Origin of the sequence: Mycobacterium sp. MFM001, assembly GCF_003402475.1 — a bacterium.
In the GTDB taxonomy this organism is placed as follows: Bacteria; Actinomycetota; Actinomycetes; order Mycobacteriales; family Mycobacteriaceae; genus Mycobacterium.
Genome location: NZ_BFAB01000001.1, coordinates 603,321 through 615,510 on the forward strand (window position 1 = coordinate 603,321; position 12,190 = coordinate 615,510).

Genomic DNA, 12,190 nt, shown 5'->3' on the forward strand with positions numbered 1-12,190 from the left:
GAGTTGTTGCACNNGTGCAACAACTCCACGTTCGAGGCCGGTCAGGGCTTGATACGGATCTGCCCGGGCGACCACCAGCCGGTCCGGGTCGCGGTGCCCAGGTCGAGCTGGGCCGGATGCGCGTTGACGATCGTGTCGAACTTACGCAGCGACCCCCAGTCGCGGCCCCAGTCCCGTGACAGGTAGGTGGCCATCACGTGCGCACGCAGCAGCACGTCGGTGATGCCAAGCAGGCCGCCGTTGACGCCGTCTTCCCAGGTGTCGGTGTCCTGCTTCTTGGCGGTGTAGTCCGGGGTGATCCGGAACTTCGGGATGTCGGTGACACCGTTGGCGTGCAGCATCGGCTGCTGGCACGGGAAGGCCAGCCCGACCGCCCAGTCCATCAGCACCGGCTGCGACGACCCGACGTACTCCTGCAGCGAGCGCAACTCCGGCACCCGCGGCGGGGTCACCGCGATCCAGTCCTCCGGCGTCAGCGACAGATCGTCGGCCACCACCCGGACCGCCACCGCGTCGGCCGGGATATCGGAGCGGGCGAACCGAAGGTTGCGCCATGCCTTGGGCTGTTCGCCGTACAGGTCGTAGGGCACCAGCCGCCCCGCCGGTGCCAGATCGGCCCGCGCGTACTCCAGCACGACCGTCTGCCCGTCGGTGTGTCCGTGTAGCACGCTGTTGCCGGCGATCTTGCCCGCGGCCGTCACGACCACCAGCGGATGCGCGTCGTCGCGCTTGGGCAGCTGATACCAGGCCGAGGTGAGCCGGCTCTCCTGCTGCGGGCCCGTCGTGTAACTGCCGGCCAGCGGAACCCGGGCGGGGTCAAGACCGTAGGGCAGCGGCACCGTCGAGCCGTTGATGCCCGGCGTCTTCAGCTTGGTCGGGGCATCCCAGTCGTAGTCGACGCCAGGCTGCGGCGGGCTGGCCATCCGAATCGCCTCGGCCACAGTGTGTTCCGGCACACCGCTCGAGGTGAAGCCGACAGGGGTCACTCCGCCTAATGGACCAAGCGAACCGTAGTCGCCGGGCAGTGCGGGCATGAAGCCGTCGTTGGCGTCGGGCTCGACCAGCACGTCGTCGGCCAGCCCGCAGCCGCCGGTGAAGGCCCGCAGGTTGGCCCAGCCGTTGGAGTAGGTGGGATATTGGCGCACGATCCCGGCGACCATCGACGCGACGAACACGCACACCATGAAGCCCGCCGCGATCGGCACCGGCGCGGCGGTCAGCGCGCGGCCCAGCCGGCCCTCCCCGCGGTCGCGGGGCGCGAAGTGCAACCAGGCGGCATACAGCGCGGTCAGCGCAAACAGCACGAAAAAGATTGTGCTGACCGTAATTCCGTCGATCTTGGGCATCGTGCTGTTGAACGGCACGCCGTAGCTCGACACGTACCACCAGCCGTTGGTGGTGGCGAAGCACAACGCCAGCAAGAAGAACACCGCCGCCACGAACCCCATCCGGTTGCGTGACCAGCGCAGCACCTTGGGAGAAACCAGCACCGTCGTCAGTGCCGCCATCGCCGCACCGACCGCGGCGAACAGCCCGAAGTGGTGCACCCACTTGGTGGGGGTGAACATCAGGAAGAACATGGTGCCGAAGATGACACCCATCAGGCGCCACGCCGGGCCGCGGGCCACACCCGGAACCCGCTTGCGGCGCAACATGATAAACAGCGCGGCGAGCAGACACAGGAATGTGATCAGGAAGCCGAACCGCCGCGACAGCGAGCCGTCGACAGTGGGCAGGATCAGGTAGTAGTAGCGCAGGTTCTCGGTGTACCAGGCCTGGCTAGGCCCGATCGCGCCGCGAATCCTGGTGGCCTCGAACACCGTTGACAACGTCTGGTCGGCGAACACCACCGGCAGGATCACGAAGCCGGCTGCCAGCAGCGGCGCCACCAACGGCCAGGTGCCGACCAGACGATGCCGTCGCACCAGGATCCGCAGGATCGGGCGACCACCGGCCACCAACGCGGCCACCGCGATCAGACCGGTGGGCTGAATCCCGAGCGTGAACGCGGCGGCGACGATCGCCAGCGCCGCGGGCGTCATCCGGCCCGAGTACATCGACCGCTCGATCAGCACATAGGTGATCAGCGACCCCACCGCGATGATGCCTTCGGGCCGCAGACCGTTGTTGAACGGCATCCACGCCGCCAGCAGCACCAGGCCCGCCGCCCACAGCGCGGCCCTGCTCGACGCCACCGCCGGCCCCAGTCGGGGCAGCACCTCGCGGGATAGCAGCAGCCAGCACACCAGCCCGGCGACCAAGTCCGGCAACCGAATCCAGATGCTCTGGTCGCTGACATGGGTCATCAGTGCCAGCAGGTTGTAGTACCAGCCGAACGGGTCCTCCGGGCTGCCGAACCAGCGGAAGTAGTTGGACATGTAGCCGGCGTGGTCGGCAACACGGGCCATGCCCAGGATGTAGCCGTCGTCCGAGGAGTTCGCCCCGATCACATGCCAGAGCAGGAAGACGAAGATCACCGTGGCGTCGGCCAAACTGAAACCGTGCCAGCGGCCGGGGATCAGCCGGCGCATCCGGCGGCCGTCCATCCGGTCCAGTCGCCACAGCGCGATCAGCGCGACGATGGTCGACGCGATCGCCAGCACGATCGCGGTCAGCTTCAAAACCGTTGGCTTGGTGGAGAATCGGGTGTCGATCGTCGCCGACATCCGCAGCTCGGGCGGCGCCGGACCGGTCAGGTCGGTGAACACCCCGACGATCTGCGGGCGCAAGTTGGGGTCAGGGAAGCCCTGCGGCTGTCCGGGCGGCCCGGGCAACCCGACGAAGGTGGCGAACGTGCCCTTGTGCGTCGAGGTGATCTCGATGCGCTGACAGTAGCCTGCCTGGCTGCGCGCGACGCTGGCGATCACCACGTTGCGGTCGGTGACGTCGACGCGCTGACTGCTGACGTTGACGAACAGGCCCTGCAGCGCGGCGTCCTTGCCCTGTTTGGGCGCGGTGCCCAGCACCAGCCCGCCCTTCGGGGGCATCGCGTTCACCACGGAGCACGGCACAGTCACCGTCACCGCGACCGGCGTCTGCGAAATCAGCGGCGCCGTAACGTTTGTGAACTGCCCCTGTTGCGGCCAATTCAGGGTCGCGGTGGTCTGCACGACGGGCAGGAGCGGCGTCGCGACCGACAGCACGAAGCCGATCAGCCCGGCGATCGCCGCCACCCAGCGCGCCACCTGTACGTCGCGGGCCGTGGAGTCCTGGGTCATCGTCATGGCAGTGCTCGAATCGGTCCTTGTCGGCTCCAGCCGTAGACGGTGACGGTGCCCTGCTCGATCGCGGCATTCGGCGCCTGGTCAGTCGGCACGAAGCGGTGGTAGGCCTCCACCGAGCCCCAGTCCCGGTACCAGTCGTCGCGCAGGTAGGTCGGGATCGTGGAGGTCCACAGCAGCGCGGTGGTGAACAGGAACGGCCCGCCGTCCTCGGCCGACTGCCACAGGTTCGACGACGCGGCCGTCTGTTTGTGGTCGGGAAGGATCCGGTAGTCCGGAAGTTCCGCCACGCCAAGGTGTTCGGAGAACGGCCGCTGGCAGGGGAAGTTCGCGGCGGTTGCGATGTCCATCAGCACCGGGGCCTGCGACCCGATCAGCTGCTGCAGGGTTTGCAGCACCGGAACCCGGGGCGGGGTGAACGCGAACCACTGCTCGGAGCTCAGGTTGGGGTCGTAGGCGACGATGCGTGCGGCGTTGGCCTCCGGCGGGGCCGTCGTCAACGGGAATCGCAGGTTGCGCCACGCCGGCTGCGGGCCGAGGTCGATCGGATACACCTGGCCCAAAGGTTGCGTGCTGCCGTCCGGCCGAGTGACGCCCCATTCCAGTTTCAGCTGTTGGCCGTAAGAGAAGTCGCCGTCCTCTTTGTAGGACCAGATCGCGCCGGCGGCGGAGACGACGACGAGCGGCCGGTCCGGGGTGCGCGGCGGAAGCTGGTACCACGCCGAGGTGGCGGTGGCGGCCAGGCTGTTCTCGCCGTAGCTGCCCATCACCGGAGTGCGGGCCGGGTCCAGGCCGAACGGCAGCGCCGCCCGCGAACCGTTCACCCCGACCGCGCCGTACCCGCCAGCGGTGCCGGCTGAGTCGCTGATCGCGGCATTCGGCTTGTTGGGGGAGGCGTCGGAGTTGACCAGGCCGGGCTTGGACACCACCGGATCCGACTGCAGGTCCTTGCCGACGCCGTTGGGGCTGAAGCCAATTGGATTGACGCCGCCCAGCGGACCCGCCGGCCCGTATTGTTGTCCCGGAAATGGTTGCAGCAGACCGGCATTGGTGTCCGGTTCGGCCAGCACGTCGTCGGCCATCGCGCAACTGGTATCCGACAGGCCGGATTTCAGCGCGGCGAGGTTGGCCTTGGCGGTGGTGTACATCGGATAGCGGACCGCGGCGGCTTTGGCCATCGAGCCCACTTCGGCCAGCACCATGATCGCCGCCACCACCAGCAGTGGGGTCGAGGCCAGGATGCGGTTGCGGCGGGTGGGCTGGATCTCGGTGTGCCCGGCGTAGTCCATCCGGAAGTGCTGCCAGGCCGCCAGCAGGCCGGTCGCGATCGACGCCGCCAGGAACATCGACGTCACCGGGTGACTCGCGATGACCGGCTGGATGTCGAACCACGGCACCCCGTAGTTGCCGACGTAGAACCAGCCGTTGATCCCCGACGTTGCCCAGGCCAGCACGAACAGCAGCCCGGTGATGTACAGGGTCAGGTTGCGGCGGCTGTGCAGGCCGACCCGGGCGAACGCGAACCCGGTGACCGCGCCCAGCGCGCCGGCCAGCCCGGCGAACGCGCCGAACTGCACCGCCCACTTCGTCGGCGTGAAGGTCAGGAGCAGGAGCCCCGCCGCGGTGGTGCCGATCAGCCGCCACACCGCGCCGCTGGCCAGGCCCGCCACCCGGCCGCGTCGCAGCAGCACGACCAGCGCGCCGAACAGACAGAAAAACAGCACCAGCCACGCGAAGCGCCGGGTCATCGACCCGTCGGCGTTGCTCTCCACCGTGACGAAGTAGTAGCGCAGCCACTCCTGGTACCACGCGATCGTCGGGCCCACTTTGTACTTGATGCGCGCCGACTCACCGACGGTGGCCAGCGTCTGCGACCGGAATACCACGACGGTGATCAGCGACAGCGATGCCGTCAACACCGCAAGCGGCGCCAGGAGCCCGTCGACCGGTCGGCGCGTCGCGATCATCCGGGCGATCGCCCGGGCGCCGGTGAGCAGCGCGGCCACGGCGATCAGCCCCTGCGGCGCCAGCGTCGCGGTCAGCATCGCGACGATGATCGCCAGCGCCGCGGGGACCAGCCGCCGGGTCGCGATCGCGCTCTCCACCAGCGACCAGGTGGCGATCACGCCCAGTGCGATCAGGGGCTCGGGCCGCAGGCCGTTGTTGAACGGCAGCCAGGCGGCCAAAAACACCGCGCCGGCGGTCCATACCGCGACACGGTTGGATGCCAAACCGCCCTTGCCCGGGCCGAGTCGGCGCAGCACGTATCGGCTGATGATCAGCCAGCAGACGATGCCGGCCAGGGTGGCGGGCAGCCGCATCCACACCCCGGCCGTGCTCACCGTGGCCAGGTGCGCCAAAACCGCCGGATACCAGTCGAACGGCGCCTCGGTGGTCCCGAAGAACCGGTAGTAGTTGGCCAGGTAGCCAGCCTGCCGGGAGACCCGGGCGATGGTGAGGTTGTAGCCGTCGTCGGAGGACGTGGCGCCGATGACGTGCCACAACAACAGGGCGCCGACGACGCCGATGTCGGCGAGCCAGGTGGCGATCCCCGCCCGCCAGAAATGCCGCCAGTTACGAGGGGCGCGACGGCCGGATTGCCGGTCCAGAACCCCCAGCGCGACGATCGCGGCGAGCACCGACAGTGCGCCCAGACCCATCACGGCCTTCTTCAGCATGGTCGGGGCGGTGATGAAGCGGGTGTCGATGTCGACGCGGACCGACAGCCCCGGTTGGGCGGGCACCTTGAGGTCGGTGAAGACGCCACCGACCTGCGGCTTCTTCTCGGGCGCCAGTTTGCCGGCCGCGCCGGGGATCCCGACGAAGTCGGCGTTTGCTCCGCCGGCGTCGCCCCAGAGATGCAGGACGCTGCAGGCGCCGGCGGCGATGGCGGCGCGGGGCGCTACCGCGGCCACCGTGTCGCGGAACGCGACGACGACGGTGTCCTTGTTGGCGCGGACGAACAGCCCGTTCTTGCCGGTCTCGAACCCGTCGGACGGCAGCGTCGAGAGCACCAGACCGCCGGCGGCGGGCAGGGTGGCGATCGCCGGGCAGGGAATGGAGATGTCGAGCGCCCGTGGCGCGCCGGATACCAGTGGCGCGGTGATGTCGGTGACGTGGCCGTCTTTGGTGCCCTGCGGCCAGAGAATCGTCGCGGTGGTCTGCTTGACCGGAAGCAACGGGACGATGCCGCAGAGAAGTACCCCCGCAATTCCCGCGACGACGGCGATGAGCCGCGCGATCCGCTGCGTCGATCGCTCGTCGTCGTGGGGCACGAGGGTCGATCGTAGGCGACCGTCCGGCGATGATGCTGCCCGGAGCGGCGGATTACCGGCGATAAACTCCGAACGTGACCGACCCGCACGCGAGTCATGTTTCGCCGGCCGACCAAGCGAACGACAGAGCCAGGCAGAACCGAATACTAAGAAGGCTTGCTCTTTCTTTGTTGGGCGGCGGCACAGCTTTGTGTGCGGGTGGGGCACTCATCGCTGGGCTTCACGGCAAATACCTGCTCGCCGGACTGCTTGTGGGCTTGGCGGTCTTTTGGCTCATCCCGTTTTTTCAGTGGCTGTACATGGCAAGGTTCGTACCTCGCGGAACGGCGGACCCGACGGGAACCACACTCCGCCCCGATCGCCGCTTCGACATCCTTGCCGCTGTGTTGCTGGTGGTCGGAGCCGTCGTCTGGGGATCTTGGGCTGTTCTGGGGTACTTGGGTGTATTGCTTGTCGGCGTCCCTGAAGAAATACGACGGGTGTATCTCTCCATTTCCGCTGCCACCGCGGTGGTGTGCGCCGTTTTTGTGTGGTTGACCATCAAACGCCGCGGCGGAGGCTACCTGCAACTGTCCCCGCGGGGATTCGTGTTCGCGCAGGGCCTTTGGGCGCAGAAGGGTGAGTGGTCGGACGTCACCGAAGTCAGCGATGTGTCTCCGGTGCGGTCGTACGGTCGGGGTCCGTTCAAACTCACTTTCGCCCATGCGTACGCGTTGTGCCCCATCACCATGGCGATGGCTAACGGTAGAACTCCGTCGGTGAAGCAGGCAGGTTGGTACGCCACCGATGGCGACGCACTCCGCGAGCTGGTGCGATTCTATTGGCGTCACCCGGAGTACCGGGTGGAGTTGACCGACGACCGGGGTCTGCGGCGGTTGCAGGAGGCCCGTTTTGAGCTTGGTTGAATCCCAGGTGGCTTCGCGCGAATTTCGTGTGCAGTACCCATTCCACAGCTTGCTAGCCTGAGCGATAACCGCGTTAGCGTCTGACGATGGGATTGGCGTGGGCGACCTCAGAGATATCTACGAGAGTTTCAACTTTTGGAAGGGTCTCGTCTACGACCACCCACAAGGCGTCAAGAAAGACACCGCGTGGTCGCTGACAGGAATCGGTGCTGACTTCGTCGGTTTCACCCACACTATCGGCCTGCAGATCGGCGAAAAGCTGGAGGCCGCAATCCCGGAAGCCGCAGCGCTGCCCGTCATCCAGGGCGGTCTGTTGGCCATGATGGCAATGGCCAACACGCTCGGTTTCGGTGACCCGGAGACCGGGAACGGATTCGCCGAGGGCGCCAATGCGTTCAACCGCATCGGCGAAACGCTGGGATCTACCCATCCACCGGACAGCTGGGAGGGGTCCGCGTCGGAAACATACGGCGAGCGAAACAAAGAGCAGCAGCAGCGCGCGGCCGAGATGGCGGAAAACGACAAGACGGTGAAGGAAGTCCTTCATCGTGAGGCCGAGCAGGTCGAGAAAACACGGGAAACACTAGACCACAACGCGACCGCGCTGACACTGTCCATCATCCCGGCGTTACTGGCACTCGCCATCCCGGTGGGCGGCGAAGTCGCTTCGATGGCCGTCCAAGTCGCTGCCGTCGCCGGAACAATTCCTCCCTGCGTTAAGGCGGTCACGCAGATGACTTCCGACGCTGCACACAATGCAACGTTGATCCGGCGGGCCGGGGCCGGATACGACCGCATCGCGTCCGACGCGCATCCGACGGGCGCTGCGTAGTTCACCGCAGAAAGGAATTACAAATGGGCGGCGAATTACAGGTCACTCCAGAGGATCTGCGCAAACTGTCGAGTCAGCACCGCCAAGTCGCCAGCGACGTCGCCTCGGCCGATATGGCGACCCGGGGTACCGGCATGAATGTCGGCAGCTCGCATGGTTTGGTTTGCTCGCTGACCAGTGCGGCGGTGTTGGCCGCCGAACTGTCCCGCACCAAGGCGGCCAAGGGCATGCAAGCGGTATCGCATGACCTTGCCGGGAAACTGGATTCAGCCGCTTCCCGCTACGACGTCACCGACCGGCAAGAAGGAAGCGACCTCGACAGGCAGATGCATCCGGGCTAGTGCCGCCGCGCCGTCACTTCTTGCTGGGAATGACGATGACAACGATCAGCGTGATGATGCTGAAAAACAGCCCCAGGATGCCCCATCCGAACGGGTTGCGACCCTTCATGCCGGCGATCAGCGCGCACACGATCGCGGCGATGATGCTTCCGATGGCGACGAAAATCGCCTTGATGCCGCGAAGGATGATGCCCGCGGCTTGGGGGTCGGCCTGAGCGGCAAGCACCAGCGAGTGCAACATGCGAACCTTCTTTCAAAGATGCTCGGCTGATCAGCCGTGCGGCGCCTCGGAGATCTTGCTGTCCTGCTTGCCGACCGTTTGGCAGTAGGTCGTCACAGACAGGCGCGTCGTCGAGATCTGGAGTTCGCCGGGCTCAGATCCGTTCTTGTCCTTGAGCATCTTGCTGATCTCTTCGTTCTGCTTCTTCTCGTCCTGACTGGTGAAGTCCTTGCATTTGGTGTCGCCACCGGTGTTCACGACTTCAGAGGCGGAGCATCCACTGAACAACAATATGGTTACCGCGATCGCGGCGCATGCAACGGGTTTCATCGTTGACCTTCCTGTGGTGGGCGTTGATTGGAAGCACCTGTGCCATCGGGTGTTTGGGCCGCTTGCAGCACCACCATCGCACGGGACTGCACGGGCACGGTGCTGCCGCTTTCCCGCGGTTTGTCGTCGTCGAGATCGGCCGTCGCGGTGTCGAGCACGATCTGCCACGCCGGGCTGAACTCCTGTGGAGGCAGCATGAAATCGATCGGCTCATGGTGGGCGTTGAAACACAGGAAAAACGAGTCGTCGCTCACCCGCTCGCCGCGGGCATCGCGGTCGGGAATCCCTAACCCGTTGAGGTACACGGCGATCGCCTTACCGAAACCGGCGTCCCAGTCGTCGTCGCTCATTTCCGATCCGTCTGGCTTGAACCAGGAGATGTCCGGCAGGCCTTCCGCGCCGCGGCGGCGCACCGGCCGCCCGTCGAAGAAGCGGCGCCGGCGGAAGATCGGGTGCGCGGCACGCAGCGCCGACACCGATGCCGTGAAGTCGATGAGTTCAGCGTCTGCTTTGTCCCACTGGATCCACGTCGTCTCGTTGTCCTGGCAGAAGCCGTTGTTGTTGCCGTCTTGCGAGCGGCCCAGTTCGTCGCCGTGGCAGATCATCGGAACGCCTTGGGACAACAGCAGCGTGGCCAGAAAATTACGTTGCTGACGTGACCGCAGTGCGTTGATTTCGGAGTCGTCTGTCGGTCCCTCGACCCCGCAGTTCCACGACCTGTTGTGCGATTCGCCGTCCCGGTTGTCCTCGCCGTTGGCCTCGTTGTGTTTTTCGTTGTAAGACACCAGGTCTCGTAGCGTGAACCCGTCGTGGGCGGTGACGAAGTTGATCGACGCCACCGGCCGGCGCGCGGTGCGCTCGTAGAGGTCCGCCGACCCGGTCAGCCGAGAGGCGTATTCGCCCAGGGTGGCGGACTCCCCGCGCCAGTAGTCGCGCACGGTGTCGCGATACTTGCCGTTCCATTCGGTCCACTGCGGCGGGAAGTTTCCGACTTGGTATCCGCCGGGACCGACGTCCCACGGTTCGGCGATCAGCTTGACCTGGCTGACGGTCGGATCCTGTTGCACCAGCTCGAAAAAGGTGGACAGCCGGTCGACGTCGTAGAACTCCCGGGCGAGCGTCGACGCCAGGTCGAAGCGGAACCCGTCGACGTGCATCTCGGTTACCCAATACCGCAACGAGTCCATGATCAGTTGCAAGCAGTGCGGGTGGCGGACGTTGAGGCTGTTACCGCAGCCGGTGTAGTCCATGTAGTAACGCGGATCGTCGTCGACGAGTCGGTAGTAGGCGGCGTTGTCGAGTCCGCGCATGCAGATCGTGGGTCCCAAATGGTTGCCCTCGGCGGTGTGGTTGTAGACCACGTCCAGGATGACCTCGATGCCGGCTTCGTGCAGTGTGCGCACCATGGTCTTGAACTCGTTCACCTGGCTGCCGGGGCTGCCACCCGAGCCGTACTTGAAGTCCGGGGCGAAGAACCCAATGCTGTTGTAGCCCCAGTAGTTCGACAACCCCTTGTCGAGCAGCGTCGAATCATTGGCGAAGTGGTGCACCGGCATCAGCTCGATCGCGGTGATGCCCAATTTCTGCAGGTGCTCGATGATGACCGGATGCGCGATACCGGCGTACTTTCCCCGCAGCGGCGCCGGGAGGTCGGGATGGCTTTGCGTCAGGCCCTTCACGTGCGCCTCGTAGATGACGGTGTCCGCGTAGGCGTGTCGGGGTGGGCGGTCGGCGTCCCAGTCGAAAAACGGGTTGATCACCACCGATTTCGGCATGTGCGCCGCCGAATCCTCGTCGTTGCGGCTGTCCGGGTCGCCGAACGTGTAACCGAACAACGACTGATCCCACTCGAAATTGCCGTCGATGGCGCGGGCGTAGGGATCCAGCAGCAACTTGTTGGGGTTGCACCGATGGCCGGCAGCCGGATCGTAGGGGCCGTGCACGCGGTATCCGTACCGCTGGCCGGGCGCAACGTCGGGCAGAAAGGCGTGCCAGACGAACCCGTCGACTTCGATCAGCGGTACCCGCGTCTCCTCGCCGTCGTCGGCGAAAAGACAGAGCTCCACGGATTCCGCCGCCTCGCTGAAGATCGCGAAGTTGGTACCTGAGCCGTCATACGTCGCACCCAAGGGGTACGCGTCCCCGGGCCAGCGTCGGACCGCCACGTCGACTGCCGAGTCGGTCATCTCGCTCATCGCTGACTCCCGAGTGAGCCCAGCCGCATCAATCGATCTCCCGTCCTTGCGCGTTGCCACCACAGCCGGGACCGAATACCCCGCTGGACCGAGCGCAAACCGGGCCGCTACAGGACTTCGCCGGTGAGCTGCGACAGCGCCGCCTCGAGCGTCGTCTCGACGGGCAGCAACTGGCCTAATCCGCAGGCAGCCACGGCTCGCGCAGTCTCCGGCCGGGTACTGACCAGGCACAGCCGCACCCCACGGTGCTTACACCGCTCTGCCTCGCTGGCCAACATTGCATAGGCGCTGGCGCCGATGAAGTCGAGGTCACGGACGTCGACCACAAATGGCCCCGGCGGGACAGCGGCATCCGCCATGCTGGTCAGCAGGTGCTCCCACTCTGGCTCATTGCTGGCGTCCACCTCGCCGCCAACGCAGACAATTACGGCCGAGCCGTTACGCTCGGCGGTCGCTCGCAGCATGCGTTGTGTGCCCGCTAATGGCGTGGTTTGCCATGCGATCAACGCATCCGGAAAACGAGAACTCTCAGTATCGGGGCCCATGGTGCCTTCTTGGTAGTGCGGGTCATGATCAATGCCCGTCCTACACATCTGAAGACAGGACCAAGGTTTCTTACTAGCTGAGGTCCGGATAACCAACGACAGTCTAAAGGGACGGGGCCCCAAAAAAGCAAGGGATTGAATCGATTCTTCGCCAAACCCGGGTTTGGCGCATCCGGCGAACTGGGAAAGCCACCTAGTGGTGGAGGGGTGATTGGTTGCGTCTTGCCCTCGTACACCAGGCGATATACGGAGTGCAACCCCGGACGTTCAGATATGCAGCGTCCGGTCTGGTATCGCCGCCCTGGCCGGCTCGCGCGAAAGAGGCC

At 65.9% G+C, this 12,190-nt stretch carries 9 protein-coding genes; 3 read left to right on the forward strand and 6 right to left on the reverse strand.

Annotation, left to right across the window (positions count from 1 at the left end):
• Positions 1-41: 41 nt before the first annotated feature.
• The gene (locus MFM001_RS02915; protein ID WP_192886828.1) at positions 42-3,224 is read right to left on the reverse strand and encodes an arabinosyltransferase domain-containing protein; all 3,183 of its coding nucleotides are present in this window, start codon (positions 3,222-3,224) and stop codon (positions 42-44) included.
• The gene (locus MFM001_RS02920; RefSeq protein ID WP_116373318.1) at positions 3,221-6,496 is read right to left on the reverse strand and encodes an arabinosyltransferase domain-containing protein; all 3,276 of its coding nucleotides are present in this window, start codon (positions 6,494-6,496) and stop codon (positions 3,221-3,223) included. The genes MFM001_RS02915 and MFM001_RS02920 overlap by 4 nt, the downstream gene beginning before the upstream one ends.
• A 74-nt stretch (positions 6,497-6,570) precedes the next feature.
• Here MFM001_RS02920 and MFM001_RS24295 point away from each other — a divergent pair, with 74 nt between their 5' ends.
• The 3 genes from MFM001_RS24295 to MFM001_RS02935 all read left to right on the forward strand — a co-directional run bounded on the left by MFM001_RS24295 (position 6,571) and on the right by MFM001_RS02935 (position 8,574).
• Complete coding sequence (locus tag MFM001_RS24295) at positions 6,571-7,401, forward strand: hypothetical protein (protein ID WP_142760666.1); 831 nt, start codon at positions 6,571-6,573, stop codon at positions 7,399-7,401.
• A gap of 97 nt (positions 7,402-7,498) precedes the next feature.
• The gene (locus MFM001_RS02930; protein ID WP_116373322.1) at positions 7,499-8,233 is read left to right on the forward strand and encodes an EspA/EspE family type VII secretion system effector; all 735 of its coding nucleotides are present in this window, start codon (positions 7,499-7,501) and stop codon (positions 8,231-8,233) included.
• Positions 8,234-8,256: 23 nt separating this feature from the next.
• Positions 8,257-8,574 (forward strand): ESX-1 secretion-associated protein, encoded by a 318-nt coding sequence (locus MFM001_RS02935; protein WP_116373324.1) that lies wholly within the window; start codon positions 8,257-8,259, stop codon positions 8,572-8,574.
• A gap of 13 nt (positions 8,575-8,587) precedes the next feature.
• Here the strand turns inward: MFM001_RS02935 and MFM001_RS02940 are convergent, their stop codons facing one another.
• The 4 genes from MFM001_RS02940 to MFM001_RS02955 form a co-directional block, all read right to left on the reverse strand.
• Complete coding sequence (locus tag MFM001_RS02940) at positions 8,588-8,815, reverse strand: deoxyribodipyrimidine photolyase (protein WP_116373326.1); 228 nt, start codon at positions 8,813-8,815, stop codon at positions 8,588-8,590.
• A 30-nt stretch (positions 8,816-8,845) separates the two neighbouring features.
• Positions 8,846-9,124 carry a hypothetical protein gene (locus MFM001_RS02945; RefSeq protein ID WP_116373328.1) on the reverse strand — a complete coding sequence of 93 codons (279 nt, stop codon included), beginning with the start codon at positions 9,122-9,124 and terminating at the stop codon, positions 8,846-8,848.
• Positions 9,121-11,319, reverse strand: a complete 2,199-nt coding sequence (gene glgX / locus MFM001_RS02950) for a glycogen debranching protein GlgX (RefSeq protein ID WP_116373330.1) — start codon at positions 11,317-11,319, stop codon at positions 9,121-9,123. Before glgX ends, MFM001_RS02945 begins: the two co-directional genes overlap by 4 nt.
• Before the next feature lie 107 nt (positions 11,320-11,426).
• On the reverse strand, positions 11,427-11,783 hold the full coding sequence (locus MFM001_RS02955) for an anti-sigma factor antagonist (RefSeq protein WP_238158867.1): 357 nt from the start codon (positions 11,781-11,783) through the stop codon (positions 11,427-11,429).
• Positions 11,784-12,190 lie beyond the last annotated feature (407 nt).

Bases quoted from the DNA above. Each gene is read 5' to 3' on its own strand.
- MFM001_RS02915 (WP_192886828.1), bottom strand. From the start codon at position 3,224: ATGACGATGACCCAGGACTCCACGGCCCGCGACGTACAGGTGGCGCGC.
- MFM001_RS02935 (WP_116373324.1), top strand. From the start codon at position 8,257: ATGGGCGGCGAATTACAGGTCACTCCAGAGGATCTGCGCAAACTGTCG.
- MFM001_RS02940 (WP_116373326.1), bottom strand. From the start codon at position 8,815: ATGTTGCACTCGCTGGTGCTTGCCGCTCAGGCCGACCCCCAAGCCGCG.
- MFM001_RS02945 (WP_116373328.1), bottom strand. From the start codon at position 9,124: ATGAAACCCGTTGCATGCGCCGCGATCGCGGTAACCATATTGTTGTTC.
- glgX (WP_116373330.1), bottom strand. From the start codon at position 11,319: ATGAGCGAGATGACCGACTCGGCAGTCGACGTGGCGGTCCGACGCTGG.
- MFM001_RS02955 (WP_238158867.1), bottom strand. From the start codon at position 11,783: ATGCTGCGAGCGACCGCCGAGCGTAACGGCTCGGCCGTAATTGTCTGC.